Consider the following 16,858-nt stretch of genomic DNA (forward strand, 5'->3'; position numbering starts at 1 on the left):
ATGAACATCTGTGTAGTCGCCCTGGGCAAGATCGGCCTGCCGCTCGCCGTGCAGTTCGCGGCCAAGGGCCACCGGGTGATCGGCGCCGACGTCAACGAGAAGGTCGTGGAGCTGGTCAACGCCGGTGTCGAGCCGTTCCCCGGCGAGCACGACCTGGACGTCAAGCTCAAGGAGACCGTCGACGCGGGGCTGCTGACCGCCACCACGGACACGGCCGCCGCCGTGGCCGAGTCCGAGGCCGTCGTGGTCGTCGTCCCGCTCTTCGTGGACGCCGAGGGCACCCCCGACTTCGGCTGGATGGACTCCGCGACCCGGGCGATCGCCGCCGGGCTCAAGCCGGGCACCCTCGTCAGCTACGAGACCACGCTGCCGGTCGGCACCACCCGCACCCGCTGGGCGCCGATGCTCGAAGAGGGCTCCGGCCTCAAGGCCGGCGAGGACTTCCACCTGGTGTTCTCCCCGGAACGGGTGCTCACCGGCCGGGTCTTCGCGGACCTGCGCCGCTACCCGAAACTGGTCGGCGGCATCGACGAGGCGTCGACCGCGCACGGCGTCTCGTTCTACGAGTCGGTCCTGGACTTCGACGAGCGCGCGGACCTGCCCCGCCCCAACGGCGTCTGGGACCTGGGCACTTCCGAGGCGTCCGAGCTGGCCAAGCTCGCCGAGACGACCTACCGGGACGTCAACATCGGCCTGGCGAACCAGTTCGCCCGCTTCGCCGACCAGCAGAACATCGACGTCCTCAAGGTCATCGAGGCCTGCAACTCCCAGCCGTACAGCCACATCCACCGGCCGGGCATCGCCGTCGGCGGCCACTGCATCCCGATCTACCCGCGGATGTACCTGTGGAACGACCCCTCGGCGACCGTGGTGCGCTCGGCGCGCGAGGCCAACGCCGCCATGCCCGAGTACGCGGTCGACCTGCTCGCCGCCGCCTACGGCGACCTGGACGGGGTCGGCGTGCTGGTGCTGGGCGCGGCGTACCGCGGCGGCGTGAAGGAGACGGCCTTCTCCGGCGTCTTCCCGACCGTCGAGGCACTCAAGGCGCGCGGCGCGGTGCCGTTCGTCTCGGACCCGATGTACACGGCCGAGGAACTGGCCGCGCACGGGCTCGTCCCGCACGAGGGCCAGACCGTCACCGCCGCGATCCTCCAGGCCGACCACGCGGAGTACCGCGAACTGTCCGCCGCCGACCTTCCGGACGTCCGCGTCCTGGTCGACGGCCGCCGCACCACGGACCCGGCCCGCTGGGAAGGCGTGCGCCGCGTCGTCATCGGCGGCTGATCACACCGCGCACGTGCGAGGGGCCCCGGCCGTGCGGCCGGGGCCCCTCGCACGTTCCGGCGGCGCGGCCGGTCCGTTCGTCCGTCAGAGTTCGAGGAGCGTGGACTCGTCGGTCTCGCGGTAGCGCGCACCGGTCTGCGGGCACTCCCACACGCCCTGCTCGTCCGCGCTCTCCACGAGCTTCACACCGGCACGTCCGACCCAGCCGATCCGGCGGGCGGGGACGCCGACGACGAGAGCGAAGTCGGGGACGTCCTTGGTGACCACGGCACCGGCCGCGACCATGGCCCAGCGGCCGATCCGGACCGGGGCGACGGCGACCGAACGGGCGCCCAGCGACGCACCCTCGGCGATCTTGACCCCGACGGCCTCCCAGTCCCCGCCGCGCTTCTGCTTGCCGTCGGGATCCACGGAGCGGGGGTTGTGGTCGTTGGTGAGGACCACCGAGGGGCCGATGAAGACACCGTCGGCCAGCTCGGCCGGCTCGTACACCAGCGCGTAGTTCTGGATCTTGACGTTGTCGCCGATCCGGACGCCCGTACCGACGTAGGCGCCGCGCCCGACGACACAGCCTTCACCGAGGCGGGCCTGTTCGCGGATCTGGGCGAGTTCCCAGACGCTGCTGCCGTCGCCGATCTCGGCGGTCTGGTCGACCTGGGCGGTGGGCTGGACTCTGTAACTCACTTCTGTGCCTTCCGGAGCGCGACTTCGCCCGGTGAGCATACGTCCTGGTGCCCGCCCAGCAGCAGCCGGTCGTAGTCGTTCCGGACGGTTCCCCAGTCCCAGGCCGCAAGCGCGTGACGGGACGCCTCGCGCCCGGCCGCGGCCCGGATCTCCTCGCAGGAGGTGACGGCGAGGATGCGTTCGGCGGCCTGCTCCGGCGTGGTGACCACCCAGTCCTCGGGGAAGAGGGTGCGGGTGCTGTGCGGCCGTCCGGCCACGAACGGCCAGTCCCGGACCACCGGTACGGCACCGGACGCCGCACCCTCCATCAGGCCGACGTGGCAGCCCTCGCGGACCGAACTGCTGAGGATCACTCCCACGCCGGTGAGTACGCCGGGTACGTCGTCGCTCGGGCCGATCCTGTGCACGGCGCCCGTCGGCTCCAGCTCGGCCAGATCCCGATCCAGGGCCGCGCGGTAGGCGGCGGCCGCCGCACTCGGCGCGGGGTCGATGCCGTTGCCGACCATGAGCAGGCGGTACCGCTCGTCCTTGGCGCGCAGCAGCCTGATCACGTCGAGAGCCCAGCGCGGGTCCTTGGCGATCTGCCCGATGCCCACCAGACCCACGGTGAACCGGGCGTCCTCGCCCTTGGGCCGGTCGAACCGCCGCAGGTCCAGCGCGTTGTGCAGGAAACGAAGGCGCGGTGCGTCGGGTGCGAGCAGCCGGGGAACGGCGGCGGTGGTCATCTCCCGCATGTGTTCCGCGATGAACACGATGTCGTCGACCCGGGTGAAGTCCATGATGTGAGGCCAGTACGTGAACGATTCGTACTTGTGGAGACGTACGACCACCCGGGTGCTCCCGGGGTCGACCAGCGTCATGAACGCGGCGGCGGTGGAGCACCACTCGACGAAGACGGTGTCCGCCCAGTCGAGATGGGGGCGAAGGGCGGCTTCGACCTGGGCCGCGTACGCGTCCTGGAGCCCGAGCGGTGCCTCGACCATCCGCCGCAGGCCCTTGGCCAGCGGCGCCAGGTCCGGGTCGGCCGCCAGGTCGAGGGTGCTCAGTTCGACGTCGGGGTGGTTCGCGTAGTGGTCGGTGAGCAGTCCCAGGAAGTTGGCGTTGGCCCGGGTCACCACGAGCAGCCGCAACGGCCGGTCGGACGGGGGCGTGGCCGCGGGCACGCTCCGGCCGCGGGGTGCGGCCACCGCGCGCGCGACGGCGCCGGCGTGCAGACGGGCGGTGAAGCCCGCCGGGTCGTCCGAGAGGGGGGAGTGGAGCCGGTCGACGTGCGGGACCCGGTGGAACGCCAGCATCAGCGCCCGAACGAAGGCCGCCGTGGCTTCCTTCTCCCGACCGGCCTTGAATTCGCTGTCCGCGTAAGCCAGTTCGGCCCCGTATGCCGGGACGAGGTGGCGCGGGACGAGTCCTCGGCCGAGTTGTGCGGCGGCCGCCTCCCCGAGCAGTTCGGCCTTGAGCCGCCGGTCCTGAACGCGGTGTGCGCAGACACCGAGGACCCGTTCGGCGATGAACGGACGGTCGGTGCGGGCCAGTCTGGAGATTGCCCGTCGGGCGGTTCTGGCCAGAAGTTCATCAGGGATCTGTGGTGTTGGCACGGGGAGGCTCCACTGTTGAGGCAGGAACTGGGACCGTACGGCCTATCGCGAGTGAGGGAAAATCCCGAACTACCTCCGTGGCCAAGGGAATTGTGAGAGTCACCGGCACCCGCACGGGCGCGCCCGGCCGGTCGGCCTCCCGGACCGGCCCATGCTCCGCCGCCTGGGCGGCGGAGGCCGGTACGACCGCGTCGGCCGAGGGCCCGGCACACCGCCCCGCCGCCGCGGCATCCACCGCGAGAGCGCGGCGGCGAAGGTGATCCGGCCGGTCGCGTCGGCTGCCGCGGAGAGCCTGCCGTCAGCGGCGGCCACGGGCGAGTGGGCGCGGCCGCGATCGGCCGTTTTGTTCGGTTCCGGTCATGGTCCGGTCCGGGCGCGCGGTCGGGCGGTCTGCTTCCCCGGCAGGGCCCGGTTTGACCCCTTGCCTGGGCAACCGTAATCTTGACCTTCGGCGTGTTTCCATGCGCGCCCACCCCTGAGCACATTCCTCCCGGCGGTCCGTCCGGCGGGAGAGGCCGCTCGTCCTTCCGGACCGCCGTGGGCTTGCGCCCGCGCGGGCGGCTGGCATCAGGGGATCCGTTCCGAGCGAGAGAGAGATCCGCGTGTACGCCATCGTGCGCAGCGGTGGCCGTCAGCACAAGGTTGCTGTCGGTGACATCGTTGAGGTTGACAAGATTTCCACTGCCAAGGTTGGCGACACGGTCGAGCTCTCGACCCTGCTCGTGGTCGACGGCGACGCCGTGACCAGCGACCCGTGGGTGCTGGCCGGGATCAAGGTCCAGGCCGAGGTCGTGGACCACCACAAGGGTGCGAAGATCGACATCCTTCGCTACAAGAACAAGACCGGCTACCGCCGTCGCCAGGGTCACCGTCAGCAGTACACGGCGATCAAGGTCACCGGCATCCCCACGGCTGCGAAGTAAGGGACTGAGGAGACATGGCACACAAGAAGGGCGCATCGTCCACCCGGAACGGTCGCGATTCCAACGCTCAGCGGCTCGGCGTTAAGCGCTTCGGCGGTCAGGCCGTCAACGCCGGTGAGATCCTGGTCCGCCAGCGCGGCACCCACTTCCACCCGGGCACGGGCGTCGGTCGCGGTGGCGACGACACGCTGTTCGCGCTGACCGCCGGTGCGGTCCAGTTCGGTACGCACCGTGGCCGCAAGGTCGTGAACATCGTTCCGATCGCCGCCTGACAGACGGCGCTCGTCGAGCGATTCCAGCGGAGGCGGACCTCACTTCCCCCAGGGGAAGCGGGTCCGCCTTTCGCGTGTTTCTCCCATGAGAGACGGCCTTCTCCTGCGCGGGACGGCACGAGTGAGACATTTCTGTACGTATGTAACTGGAGGTTCCCACCATGACCACCTTCGTGGACCGCGTCGAGCTGTATGTCGCCGCGGGTAACGGAGGCCACGGCTGCGCCTCCGTACACCGTGAGAAATTCAAGCCGCTGGGCGGGCCGGACGGCGGCAACGGCGGACGCGGCGGCGATGTGACGCTGGTCGTCGACCAGTCGGTCACCACGCTCCTCGACTACCACCACCGCCCGCACCGCAAGGCCACCAACGGCCAGCCCGGCGAGGGCGGCCACCGTTCCGGCAAGGACGGGCAGGACCTGGTCCTGCCGGTGCCCGACGGCACGGTCGTGCTCGACAAGAAGGGCAACGTGCTGGCCGACCTCGTCGGCCACGGCACCACGTTCGTGGCCGGTCAGGGCGGTCGCGGTGGTCTCGGCAACGCCGCGCTGGCCTCCGCCCGGCGCAAGGCCCCCGGATTCGCGCTGCTCGGCGAGCCCGGCGAGGCCCGGGACATCGTCCTGGAGCTCAAGACCGTCGCCGACGTCGCGCTGGTGGGCTACCCGAGCGCGGGGAAGTCCTCGCTCATCTCCGTCCTGTCGGCGGCCAGGCCGAAGATCGCCGACTACCCGTTCACGACCCTCGTGCCGAACCTCGGCGTGGTCACCGCGGGCAGCACCGTCTACACCATCGCCGACGTCCCGGGCCTGATCCCGGGCGCCAGCCAGGGCCGCGGCCTCGGCCTGGAGTTCCTGCGGCACGTGGAGCGCTGCTCGGTCCTCGTGCACGTCCTGGACACGGCGACGCTGGAGTCCGACCGTGACCCGGTCTCCGACCTCGACGTGATCGAGGAGGAGCTGAAGCAGTACGGCGGTCTGGACGACCGGCCCCGCATCGTCGTCCTCAACAAGATCGACATCCCGGACGGCAAGGACCTCGCGGACATGATCCGCCCGGACCTGGAGGCGCGCGGCTACCGCGTCTTCGAGGTGTCGGCCGTCGCCCGCACCGGTCTGAAGGAGCTCTCCTACGCGCTCGCGGGCGTCATCGAGGAGGCGCGTGCGGCCAGGCCCGTGGAGGTGGCGACCCGGGTCGTCATCCGCCCGAAGGCCGTCGACGATGCCGGTTTCACCGTCACCAAGGAGGAGGACGGCCTCTACCGCGTGCGCGGCGCCAAGCCGGAACGCTGGGTCCGGCAGACCGACTTCAACAACGACGAGGCCGTGGGTTACCTGGCGGACCGGCTCAACCGCCTCGGGGTCGAGGACGAGTTGCTGAAGGCCGGTGCCCGTGAGGGCGACGGCGTGGCCATCGGCGCCGAGGACGACGCGGTCGTCTTCGACTGGGAACCGTCCATGGCGACGGGTGCGGAGATGCTCGGTCGGCGCGGCGAGGACCACCGCTTCGAGGCGCCCCGCCCGGCGGCGCAGCGCCGCCGCGACCGCGAGGCCGAACGCGACGAGGCGCAGCGGGAGTTCGACGACTTCGACCCGTTCTAGGGCGTGTTTCGAAAGCCCCGCCTGGCCCGCGGCGTCCGGCACGGCGCCTCGCCACGTCGTCGGGATCGTCCACGTACGCCCCGTACGAGGACGACCCTCCGCCTTGCGATGCATCGCACCGGACGCCGCGGGCCCCGCCCTGCGGGCGGACGGCGCTGCCCCGGCCGCTCCGTCACGTGCCGAACGCGCCTGTTTCGTACGTCTGTTCGCCGACTCGGCGAGCACTCCGCGTCAGTCGGCCGACAAGCGGAACGCGCTCAAGGGTGATTCATGCCGCTCAACCGTGTGGCGTCGGTCACCCGTCAAGGAAGCGTCAATTCCGGTGTTTGCCCTGATCGCAGGGCGCCACAGGGTTGCGGCACGGCGTGCGGTGGCCTACGTCCACCTTGCGAGACGGTAACGGAGAGTGCAACCATCGCTGTATCTCCCAGCCCTCAAGGTAGGTCGTCCGTGTCTGCTCAGCACATAGCCAAAGCCCGAACCACAGCAGTCGTGCTCGCCGGCGGTACCGGCCAGCGCGTGGGGCTGTCGATCCCGAAGCAGCTGCTGAAGATCGCGGGCAAGGCGGTCATCGAGCACACGCTGTCGATCTTCGAGCAGGCCGACTCCATCGACGACATCATCGTGCTGATGGCTCCCGGGTACGTGCCCGACGTGGAGAAGATCGTCGCCAAGGCCGGGCTCACCAAGGTCGCCAAGGTCATCGAGGGCGGTTCCACTCGCAACGAGACCACCGAGCTGGCCATCGCGGCCCTCGGCGAGGGGCTGGCCGAGGGCGAGGACCGCAACGTCCTCTTCCACGACGCCGTGCGCCCCCTGCTCTCGCAGCGCGTCATCAAGGACTGCGTCGACGCCCTGGAGCGCTACCAGGCGGTGGACGTCGCCATCCCGTCCGCGGACACGATCATCGTGACGCGTACCCACGGCGGCGACGGCGAGTTCATCACCGATGTGCCCGACCGCTCCCGGCTGCGTCGTGGCCAGACGCCGCAGGCGTTCAAGCTGTCCACGATCCGCAGGGCGTACGAGGTCGCGGCCGGCGACCCGAACTTCCAGGCCACCGACGACTGTTCGGTCGTCCTGAAGTACCTCCCCGACGTGCCGATCTACGTGGTCGCGGGCGACGAGTACAACATGAAGGTCACCCAGCCGGTCGACGTCTTCATCGCGGACAAGCTCTTCCAGCTGGCCTCCACGGCCGTTCCGCAGCCGACGGACGACGCCGCCTACCGTGATCTGCTCACCGGCAAGACCCTGGTCGTCTTCGGCGGCTCGTACGGTATCGGGGCGGACATCGCGACGCTCGCCGAGTCCTACGGCGCCACCGTCTACGCCCTGGGCCGCTCCACCACGGGCACGCACGTGGAGAACCCTGAGCACATCGACGACGCGCTCTCCAAGGCGTACGCCGACACCGGCCGCATCGACTACGTGGTCAACACCGCGGGTGTACTCCGCATCGGCAAGCTGGCCGAGACGGACAACACGACCATCCAGGAAGCGCTGAACGTCAACTACCTGGCACCGGTCCAGATCGCCCGCGCCTCCCACAAGTACCTCGCCGAGACCAAGGGCCAGCTGCTGCTCTACACCTCCAGCAGCTACACCCGGGGCCGTGCGGAGTACAGCCTCTACTCGTCCACCAAGGCCGCCATGGTCAACCTCACCCAGGCGCTCGCGGACGAGTGGGCGAACGAAGGCGTGCGGGTGAACTGCGTGAACCCCGAGCGCACCGCCACGCCGATGCGCACCAAGGCGTTCGGCGAGGAGCCCGCGGGCACCCTGCTCTCCTCCGAGGCGGTCGCGAGGACCTCCCTCGACGTCCTGCTCTCCGAGATGACCGGCCACGTCATCGACGTACGGCAGCAGGACCCGACCCGCGGCGCCTCCGAGGCATCGGGCTTCGAACAGGCGCTGGCCGCTGTCCTGGACCGACAGGCCGATGTGTAATACTGCTTGACAATCCACCATTCGGACCCCTGAAGTCGCCCGGGCGAATTCAGGGGTCCGAATTCGTGAAGCTCAAGCTTCACAAATTCCTCGCAAGGCAACCAGTCGGCACCCTCGGGAGCGGTACTTCGTGATTTCGAAAGCCATGCGCTTGGCCAGGGTGGGCAGCGCTTCGGAGCTGGCCGCAGCTCTTCTCATGGCTCTGGGTTTCCCATGCATAATGCTCGCGGCCCTGCTCCCCAATCTCTGGTTCTTCGCCGGCGCCGCCGCGGTGACCTACCTGGCCGACCAGCACCTGCATCGTCGCGGCAGCTATCTGGTCAACCGGCTGTCCGCCATCCGCGCGGGGCTCTCGATCCGCTTCCTGGTCCGCCAGCTCCTGCTCATCCTGCTGCTCACCCGCATGGGATACGGCGAGGAGGCGCTGTTCTACACGACCGTCGCCTGCCTGCTGGCCTTCTATGCCCTCCAGGCGCCACAGAGCGCGATAGTGACGTTGATCAAGAACCGGCGCAGGCTCCCGGTCGTCACCCGCAACGTCGACCTGGAGCGGGTGCGGATCCCCGACGCCCCGAGGCCGCTGCTCATGAACCGGGCCGCGGAGAAGATGCTCCACCTGGACGTCTTCGCGATGGTGGGCGTCCTGGTCGCGGTGGAGACCGATGTGCACGTCATCGCCTACGCGGGCCTGGCCGTGACCCTGGTTCTCGCGGCCTGCTACCTGGCGGTGCTCGTTCCGTACCTCCGCCCGAAGCGGATCGTGGGCCCCGACTCCAAGGTGCTCGACGCCGTGGACGCCTGGCTGCGTGAGTACCAGCCGACCGTGGTGCTCTACTTCTCCGGCTCCAAGGACTCGGCCTACCAGGTCAACATGTGGCTGGAGACCATGGCGCAGGTCGAGGGACGCCCGCTGATCCTGCTGCGCGAGCGCGCCATCGTGCCCCAGTTGCACACGACGTCGGTGCCGGTGCTCTGCGTGCCCGGCGGCGTGCACCTGATGAACCTGGACCTCTCGTCGGTGCGGGTCGCGCTGTACGCGGCCAACGTCGGCAAGAACATCCACCTGCTCCGGGTGCCCACGATGAAGCACGTCTTCATCGGCCACGGCGACAGCGACAAGCTCGCCAGCGTCAACCCGTACAGCAAGGCGTACGACGAGGTGTGGACCGCGGGCCGGGCCGGCCGCGACCGCTACGCACTGGCGGACGTCGGGGTGCGCGACGAGGACATCGTCGAGGTGGGCCGCCCGCAGCTCGCGCCGATCCGTCCGTGGTCCGGCGCGCCGAAGAACCCGATCCCGACCGTGCTCTACGCCCCCACCTGGGAGGGCTGGGACGACAACCCGGGCAACACCTCGCTGCTGCTGGCCGGCGAGAACATCGTCCGGCGCCTGCTGAACGCCGAGAAGCCGGTCCGGCTGCTCTACAAGCCGCACCCCTTCACGGGCACCCGCAGCCCCGCGGCCAAGGCCGCGCACCAGCGGATCACCGCGATGATCGAGAAGGCCGCCGCCGAGCGTGCCACCGACCCCCGCTGGGCGAAGGAGGCCGCGGAGCTCCGGTCGGTGCGGGCCGAGGCACGGGCCGCACTGGCCCGTATCGAGGCGCGTCTCGACGTGCTGACGAGCGGCGGGCAGAGCTCCGGGGACGAGGCCGAACTGTCCCGCGACTCGCTGGCCGACCCGGCGCGCGAGGCCGAGATCGCGCGGCTCAGGAACGAGTGGAACGCGGCATCCTGGCGCGCGCTCGGCTGGTGGGAGCACAAGGTCGTCACGGGCGCCCGGATGCGGCTGTACGACTGCTTCAACGAGTCGGACGCCATGGTCTCGGACATCTCCAGCGTGGTGTCGGACTTCATCGCCAGTGGGAAGCCGTACGCGGTCACCGACTCGGCGGCCCTGGGCGAGGACGAGTTCCGGCGGCAGAACACCGCGGTGCGTGCCGCCGTCATCCTGTCCAACGAGGCGACCGAGCTGGACGCCCTGCTCGCGGCGGTATCGGACCCCGCGGCGGACGAGCTGGCGACCGACCGGCGCGAGCTGAAGGAGTACCTCCTCGGCCCGGACGAGCCCACCTCCATCGTGCAGTTCGACAGGGCCATCGAGGCACTCGCGGCCAGGTCGGCGGCCCGGAACGCCCGGGTGGCGAGGAGCGTCGGCGAACCCGTGAGTGGCTGAGAACCGACGTTCCCCGTTAGCACGAACCATCGGCCCGGCATAGCCCAAAAGGGTTGTGCCGGGCTTTTGTGATGGGCGTCACCTCTTGGGAGTGTCGTGCAGGGCAACCAACGTGTGATGTTGCCTGTCTTCTGTTGATGTGAACGACATGCCAACCCCTGACGTGACCGTGGTCGTCGGTGCCTATGAGGCCATGCCCTACCTCGTGCGCTGCCTCGAATCGGTGGAGGCGCAGACCATCGGCCCCCACCGGATCGAGATCGTGGCGGTCGACGACGGCTCGACCGACGGCACCGGTGAGTACCTGGAGAAGTTCGCGGCCCAGTCCGCGGTACCGACCCGGGTGGTCAGACAGGCGAACTCCGGCGGGCCCAGCGGGCCGCGCAATGTGGGACTCGGGCTGGCCCGCGGCCGTTACGTCTTCTTCCTCGACGCCGACGACTATTTCGGAGAGGAGGCCCTGGAGCGCATGGTCGCGATGGCCGACCGGGCGGGCACCGATGTGGTGCTCGGCAAGGTCGTCGGCGTGAACAGAGGAGCGCCGAAGTCGATGTGGACGGCCACCAAGGAACGCGTCGACGTCTACAACTCCAAGATCGTGTACACGCTCAGTGCGCAGAAACTCTTCCGGCGCGCATTGCTGGAGCGTCTCGGTCTGAGATTCGACGAGGGCCTCAAGACGGGCGAGGACGCGCTTTTCACCATGGAGGCGTATCTGCGGGGCGCCGGGATTTCCGTCATCTCCGATTACACCTGTTACTACCTGGTCGGCCGGGACGACGGAAAGCACGTCACCAAGAGCGGCACCTACGAATGGCGCTTCGATTCCATGCGCGCCATGATGCAGCTCATCCACCGCCTCGAACCCGCCGGGCCGAAGCGCGATTTCCTGATGGTCCGCCCCTTCACGGTCGGGATGCTGCAGCAGTTCGGCCCGGTCTTCCTCCGTGACTCGGAGGAGGTCCGGCGGCACAAGATGGAGCTCGCCGCCCCGCTCATGGACACGTACTGGGACGCCGGGGTGGCGGCCCAGATCAAGGTCGCCGAGCGGTTGCGGCTCGCCGCCGTCGCACGGGGCAGGTCCGATGTCCTGGTGGACGTGCTGACCTTCGTACGGGACAAGTCCGTTCCGGACGTGGTGCGTTCGCGCAAGGGGGACAAGCTCTTCCTGGCGTACCCGCACTTCCGGGACCGGTCGAGCGGACTCTCCGAAGCGGACTTCGAGGTCACCGTGCCCGACTGGCACGACGGCAAGCGCATCGAGAGGCCCGCGGCGGCGGCGCGCAGGGCGTCGCTGTCCCGGCGTCTCGTCCGGCGCATGCGGCGGGACGTACGGCGCTGGAAGTCGCGGATCGGCGGGCGCTGAGCGATGCCCGGCCCGGGCCGGGACGCAGGTCCGGCCCGGCTCCGGAGGCATGGCCGGCGGGCCCGGACGGATGACCGTTTTGACCCCGACCCCCGGGCGCATGGCAGTTCCGGCGCCGGACTTACGACCGGTCCGGGCCGGACGAATGTCTTGTTTCGTTCACGAAGTTGACGACCCGGGAAACACGCGGCGATTCCCAGTAAAGTCGCCCATCGGGTCGCGGCCGCGACAAGTCGGATACCTCAACCGTGAGGACTGGTCACGTGAAGGCTCTCGTACTGTCCGGAGGGGCCGGCACACGCCTGCGTCCCATCACGCACACCTCGGCCAAACAACTGGTGCCAGTGGCGAACAAGCCCGTGCTGTTCTACGGCCTGGAAGCCATCGCGGAAGCCGGCATCACCGAGGTCGGCATCATCGTCGGCGAGACTGCGGACGAGATCCGCGAAGCGGTCGGCGACGGCTCCCGGCTCGGCATCGACGTCACGTACATCCCGCAGGAACAGCCGCTCGGTCTTGCCCACGCGGTCCTGATCGCCCGTGACTTCCTGGGGGACGACGACTTCGTCATGTACCTGGGCGACAACTTCATCGTCGGCGGGATCACCGGTCTGGTGGACGAGTTCCGCACGGAGCGGCCCGACGCGCAGATCCTGCTGACCCGGGTACCGGACCCGACCTCCTTCGGCGTCGCGGAGCTCGACGCCGAGGGCCGGGTGGTGGGCCTGGAAGAGAAGCCGAAGGAGCCCAAGAGCGATCTGGCGCTCGTCGGCGTCTACCTCTTCACCCCCGCCATCCACGAGGCGGTCCGCTCGATCGAGCCCTCCTGGCGGGGCGAACTGGAGATCACCCACGCCATCCAGTGGCTGATCGACCAGAAGCGCGACGTCCGCTCCACCACGATCCGCGGGTACTGGAAGGACACCGGCAACGTCACCGACATGCTGGAGGTCAACCGCACCGTCCTGGAGACCGTCGAACCCGCTCAGGAAGGCGCCGAGGTCGACGAGGACAGCGAGATCATCGGCCGGGTGCGGATCGAACCCGGCGCCAAGGTCAGCGGCAGCCGTATCGTCGGCCCGGTGATCATCGGCGCCCGGTCGATGATCAGCGGCGCGTACGTGGGCCCGTTCACCTCGGTCTCGGAGGACGTCCGCATCGAGGACAGCGAGATCGAGTACTCCATCGTCCTGCGCGGCGCCTCCCTCGCGGGCGTCCGCCGCGTCGAGGCATCGCTCATCGGCCGCGACGTCGAGGTGACCCCCGCGCCCCGTTCCCCGTCCGCCCACCGACTCGTGCTCGGCGACCACAGCAAGGTGCAGATCTCCTCATGACCACCCACATCCTGGTGACCGGCGGCGCCGGATTCATCGGCTCCCACTACGTGCGCACGGTGCTCGGCCCCGAGGGCCCCGGCGACATCGCCGTCACCGTGCTCGACAAGCTCACCTACGCGGGCAATCCGGCCAACCTCGACGAGGTGCGCGATCACCCCGGCTTCAGGTTCGTGCAGGGGGACATCTGCGACGCCGCACTGGTCGCCGGACTGATGGCCGAGCACGACCAGGTGGTGCACTTCGCCGCCGAGTCCCATGTGGACCGCTCGATCGACGGCGGCGCCGAGTTCGTCCGTACGAACGTCGTGGGCACCCACACCCTGATCCACGCCGCGCACCAGGCCGGCATCAAGACCTTCGTGCACATCTCCACGGACGAGGTCTACGGCTCGATCGACGAGGGCTCCTGGCCGGAGACCGACCCGCTCGCGCCCAACTCGCCGTACTCCGCGGCCAAGGCGTCCAGCGACCTGATCGCGCTTTCGTACCACCGCACCCACGGCCTCGACGTGCGCGTGACCCGTTGCTCCAACAACTACGGGCATCACCACTTCCCCGAGAAGGTCGTCCCGCTCTTCGTCACCAATCTGCTGGACGGCGGGACGGTCCCGCTGTACGGCGACGGCGGCAACGTCCGCGACTGGCTGCACATCGACGACCACGTCCAGGGCATCGAACTGGTTCGCACGAAGGGCCGGGCCGGTGAGATCTACAACATCGGCGGAGGCACGGAGCTGTCCAACAAGGAACTGACCGCTCTGCTGCTGGAGGCGTGCGGCGCCGGCTGGGACAGCGTCACCTACGTCGAGGACCGCAAGGGGCACGACCGCCGTTACTCGGTCGACTGCAGCAAGATCCGCGAGGAACTCGGCTACGAGCCCCGCAAGGACTTCCGCACCGGTCTCGCCGAGACCGTGCAGTGGTATCGCGACAACCGCGCCTGGTGGGAGCCGCTGAAGGAGAGGGCCGCCCTGTGAGCGCCGTCTGGCTGGTCACCGGAGCCGCCGGGATGCTGGGCCGGGACGTCGTGGCCCGGCTCGCCGAGGAGGACGTCCCCGCGGTCGCCGCGGACCGCAGGGCCGTCGACGTCACCGACCCCGGATCGGTGCGCGCGGCCTTCGAGGAACACCGCCCCGCCGTCGTGGTGAACTGCGCCGCCTGGACCGCGGTCGACGACGCCGAGACCATGGAGGGCTCCGCGCTGCTGATCAACGGCACGGGGCCCGAGCTCCTTGCCGCGGCCTGCCGTGAGCACGGCGCCGTCCTCCTCCAGGTCTCCACCGACTACGTCTTCGCCGGTGACGCCGGAAAGCCGTACGCCGAGGACGACGCCACCGGGCCGCGCAGCGCCTATGGCCGCACGAAGCTGGCCGGTGAGCGGGCGGTGCTCGACACCCTGCCGGACACCGGCTACGTGGTGCGCACGGCCTGGCTGTACGGGGCGGGCGGCGGAAACTTCGTCCGGACCATGATCAAGCTGGAGGGTGTGAAGGACACCCTCGACGTGGTGGACGATCAGCGGGGACAGCCCACCTGGACCGTCGATCTGGCCGACCGTCTGGTCCGGCTCGGGCAGGCCGCGCTCGCCGGCACCGCCCCTGCGGGCGTCTACCACGGCACCAGCGGCGGCGAGACCACGTGGTTCGGCCTCACCCGCGAGATGTTCCGGCTGCTCGGCACCGATCCGGACCGTGTCCGCCCGACGACCAGTGCCGCCTTCGCGCGACCCGCCCCGCGGCCCGCGTACAGCGTGCTGGGGCACGAGCGCTGGTCGATGGCCGGAATCGAACCGATCCGGGACTGGCGGGAGGCGCTGGTGGCCGCCTTTCCGGAACTCGTCACGGCGGAAAGATCGTGAACAAGCCGCGGAGGGACGTCGCCTGAGCCTTCGGTTGAGTTCCGGCGCGTGTGCCGATGGTCTGATTTCGGACGAATTTCAAACATGTGAAAACGAAGGTTTGAATCGGGGAACGCTACGCCACAGCGCGTTAATACGATAACTTCACCGGGACCGGACCATTGGTGCCTCCGAAGGGCTGCTCCCACGTGAACCGCCATGACTTTCTGCGTCATTTGCACCGCATCTACCGTCCCCGGAACTATCTGGAGATCGGGGTCAACGACGGCAGGAGCCTGGCCCTTTCACGAGTGCCCTCCGTCGCCGTCGACCCTGCTTTCCGGGTGATCACGGACATCAGCTGCGATGTTCACCTGGTCAAGGCGACGAGCGACACGTTCTTCGCCCGTAAGGATCCGCTCCTGCACCTGCGCAACGGCCGGAACCCGTTCCGCGCACTCGCCCGCCGTGACCCGCTCAATCTGCTCGGTGGGGACCCGAAGCTGGAACTCTCGTTCATCGACGGCATGCACCTCTTCGAGTACGCACTGCGCGACTTCATGAATGTCGAGAAGCACTCCCGCTGGTCGAGCGTGATCGTGCTCGACGACATGCTGCCGCGGGACGTCGACGAGGCGGCCCGCGACCGTCACACCAAGTTCTGGACCGGTGACGTCTACAAGGTGGTGCAGGTGCTCCGCCGCTTCCGCCCCGACCTGGTCGTCGTCGAGGTCGACACGGCCCCGACCGGTGTGGTCGTCGTGTTCGGCGCCGACCCGGAGAGCCGGATACTGAAGAACGCGTACGACCGGATCATCGAGGAGTACGTCGTACCCGATCCGCAGAAGGTGCCGGAGGAGGTGCTGGTACGGAAGAACGCCGTCCAGCCCGAGGCGCTGCTCCGCGCCGACTTCTGGCCCGCTCTCGTGCGCGCCCGTAACCTGCGCCGCCCACGCTCGGCGTTCGCGCCCCTGCGCCGGAGCATCGAGTCCGTGACCGGAGCGCGGCCGTAACCACTGCCGCGCCGTGACGGGCGCACGGTCGTCACCACTGCCGCGCCGTCACCGCGACCGGTCCGGAACGGGCGCGGCCGTGGCCGGGCTCGTCCCCGTCAGGACAGTGGAGGGGGACGGCCGTACGGAAGCCCCCGTGATCCGCACGGATCACGGGGGCTTCCGTCGTTCCCTGCCGGCTCGGCCGCGCCCACCCGGCTCAGCTCCGGGCGCGCAGCTCCGCGTAGTACGCCTCGCATGCCTCGTACGACGGCAGCAGCCCCGCCTTCTCGGCCTCGGCCAGCGAGGGGGCCGCGGCGTCCTTGTCGGACAGCAGGGGCGTGATGCCCTCGGGCCACTCGATGCCCAGCTCCGGGTCGAGCGGGTCGATGCCGTGCTCGCGGGTGGGCGCGTAGCCCTCGGAGCACAGGTACACCACCGACGCGTCGTCGGTCAGGGCCATGAAGGCGTGACCGAGCCCCTCGGAGACGTAGACGGCGTGATGGTCCACGTCGTCGAGCCGGACGGCCTCCCACCGCTTGTACGTGGGCGAGCCGACCCGGATGTCCACGATGACGTCGAGCACCGCGCCGCGCACGCACTTGACGTACTTCGCCTGGCTCGGCGGCACGTCGGCGAAGTGGACACCGCGCAGAGTTCCGCGGCTGGAGAGGGAGAAGTTGGCCTGCGCGAGGCTGAGCGTGTGCCCGACGGCCTCATCGAGATCCGACGCCTTGAACCACTCGTGGAAGCTGCCGCGGCTGTCCGTGAAGACCTTGGGTTCGTGTACCCAGGCCCCTGCGATGGAGAGCTGCCGCATGCGATCACGTCCTCGTTCCGTGTG

Annotated in this window: 14 protein-coding genes; 11 read left to right on the top strand and 3 right to left on the bottom strand. The window is 69.5% G+C overall.

The genetic code is table 11. The annotated features are described in order from the left end of the window. Positions 1-1,284 (top strand): nucleotide sugar dehydrogenase, encoded by a 1,284-nt coding sequence (locus tag ACGF2V_RS02795; protein ID WP_362624495.1) that lies wholly within the window; start codon positions 1-3, stop codon positions 1,282-1,284. A gap of 84 nt (positions 1,285-1,368) precedes the next feature. On the opposite strand, the gene ACGF2V_RS02800 is transcribed toward ACGF2V_RS02795, so the two are convergent. After that, the gene (locus tag ACGF2V_RS02800; RefSeq protein ID WP_362624493.1) at positions 1,369-1,968 is read right to left on the bottom strand and encodes an acyltransferase; all 600 of its coding nucleotides are present in this window, start codon (positions 1,966-1,968) and stop codon (positions 1,369-1,371) included. Then, the gene (locus ACGF2V_RS02805) at positions 1,965-3,563 is read right to left on the bottom strand and encodes a glycosyltransferase (protein WP_362624491.1); all 1,599 of its coding nucleotides are present in this window, start codon (positions 3,561-3,563) and stop codon (positions 1,965-1,967) included. The genes ACGF2V_RS02800 and ACGF2V_RS02805 overlap by 4 nt, the downstream gene beginning before the upstream one ends. 602 nt (positions 3,564-4,165) lie before the next feature. Here ACGF2V_RS02805 and rplU point away from each other — a divergent pair. The 10 genes from rplU (at position 4,166) to ACGF2V_RS02855 (ending at position 16,035) form a co-directional block, all read left to right on the top strand. Then, on the top strand, positions 4,166-4,486 hold the full coding sequence (gene rplU, locus ACGF2V_RS02810) for a 50S ribosomal protein L21 (protein WP_045947825.1): 321 nt from the start codon (positions 4,166-4,168) through the stop codon (positions 4,484-4,486). A 14-nt stretch (positions 4,487-4,500) separates the two neighbouring features. Continuing rightward, positions 4,501-4,758 carry a 50S ribosomal protein L27 gene (gene rpmA / locus ACGF2V_RS02815; protein ID WP_073782955.1) on the top strand — a complete coding sequence of 86 codons (258 nt, stop codon included), beginning with the start codon at positions 4,501-4,503 and terminating at the stop codon, positions 4,756-4,758. 161 nt (positions 4,759-4,919) lie between these two features. Next, the gene (gene obgE, locus ACGF2V_RS02820; protein WP_362624488.1) at positions 4,920-6,356 is read left to right on the top strand and encodes a GTPase ObgE; all 1,437 of its coding nucleotides are present in this window, start codon (positions 4,920-4,922) and stop codon (positions 6,354-6,356) included. A 450-nt stretch (positions 6,357-6,806) separates the two neighbouring features. After that, positions 6,807-8,306 (top strand): bifunctional cytidylyltransferase/SDR family oxidoreductase, encoded by a 1,500-nt coding sequence (locus tag ACGF2V_RS02825; protein ID WP_362624487.1) that lies wholly within the window; start codon positions 6,807-6,809, stop codon positions 8,304-8,306. Positions 8,307-8,436: 130 nt separating this feature from the next. Continuing rightward, on the top strand, positions 8,437-10,482 hold the full coding sequence (locus ACGF2V_RS02830) for a hypothetical protein (protein ID WP_362624485.1): 2,046 nt from the start codon (positions 8,437-8,439) through the stop codon (positions 10,480-10,482). A gap of 148 nt (positions 10,483-10,630) precedes the next feature. After that, positions 10,631-11,848 carry a glycosyltransferase family 2 protein gene (locus ACGF2V_RS02835; protein WP_362624483.1) on the top strand — a complete coding sequence of 406 codons (1,218 nt, stop codon included), beginning with the start codon at positions 10,631-10,633 and terminating at the stop codon, positions 11,846-11,848. Between the two features lie 263 nt (positions 11,849-12,111). Beyond that, on the top strand, positions 12,112-13,182 hold the full coding sequence (locus ACGF2V_RS02840) for a glucose-1-phosphate thymidylyltransferase (protein ID WP_362624481.1): 1,071 nt from the start codon (positions 12,112-12,114) through the stop codon (positions 13,180-13,182). Further along, entirely contained in the window at positions 13,179-14,162 is a 984-nt protein-coding gene (rfbB, locus tag ACGF2V_RS02845) for a dTDP-glucose 4,6-dehydratase (RefSeq protein WP_362624479.1), read from the top strand. The genes ACGF2V_RS02840 and rfbB overlap by 4 nt, the downstream gene beginning before the upstream one ends. Positions 14,163-14,194: 32 nt before the next feature. Continuing rightward, positions 14,195-15,043 carry a dTDP-4-dehydrorhamnose reductase gene (gene rfbD, locus ACGF2V_RS02850; protein WP_389045454.1) on the top strand — a complete coding sequence of 283 codons (849 nt, stop codon included), beginning with the start codon at positions 14,195-14,197 and terminating at the stop codon, positions 15,041-15,043. A 188-nt stretch (positions 15,044-15,231) separates the two neighbouring features. Beyond that, a complete protein-coding gene (locus tag ACGF2V_RS02855) occupies positions 15,232-16,035 on the top strand; it encodes a class I SAM-dependent methyltransferase (protein ID WP_362624475.1) in 804 nt (267 codons plus the stop codon). Between the two features lie 199 nt (positions 16,036-16,234). Here ACGF2V_RS02855 and rfbC read toward each other — a convergent pair whose 3' ends face one another. After that, complete coding sequence (gene rfbC, locus ACGF2V_RS02860) at positions 16,235-16,834, bottom strand: dTDP-4-dehydrorhamnose 3,5-epimerase (RefSeq protein ID WP_362624473.1); 600 nt, start codon at positions 16,832-16,834, stop codon at positions 16,235-16,237. Positions 16,835-16,858: the final 24 nt, after the last annotated feature.

Source organism: Streptomyces sp. NPDC047982, from assembly GCF_043204165.1.
Lineage (GTDB): Bacteria > Actinomycetota > Actinomycetes > Streptomycetales > Streptomycetaceae > Streptomyces.

What these genes read in the sequence shown, in the direction of transcription:
- ACGF2V_RS02795 (WP_362624495.1), top strand. Translation starts at nt 1, where the DNA reads ATGAACATCTGTGTAGTCGCCCTGGGCAAGATCGGCCTGCCGCTCGCC.
- rpmA (WP_073782955.1), top strand. Translation starts at nt 4,501, where the DNA reads ATGGCACACAAGAAGGGCGCATCGTCCACCCGGAACGGTCGCGATTCC.
- obgE (WP_362624488.1), top strand. Translation starts at nt 4,920, where the DNA reads ATGACCACCTTCGTGGACCGCGTCGAGCTGTATGTCGCCGCGGGTAAC.
- ACGF2V_RS02835 (WP_362624483.1), top strand. Translation starts at nt 10,631, where the DNA reads ATGCCAACCCCTGACGTGACCGTGGTCGTCGGTGCCTATGAGGCCATG.
- rfbB (WP_362624479.1), top strand. Translation starts at nt 13,179, where the DNA reads ATGACCACCCACATCCTGGTGACCGGCGGCGCCGGATTCATCGGCTCC.
- rfbD (WP_389045454.1), top strand. Translation starts at nt 14,195, where the DNA reads ATGCTGGGCCGGGACGTCGTGGCCCGGCTCGCCGAGGAGGACGTCCCC.
- rfbC (WP_362624473.1), bottom strand. Translation starts at nt 16,834, where the DNA reads ATGCGGCAGCTCTCCATCGCAGGGGCCTGGGTACACGAACCCAAGGTC.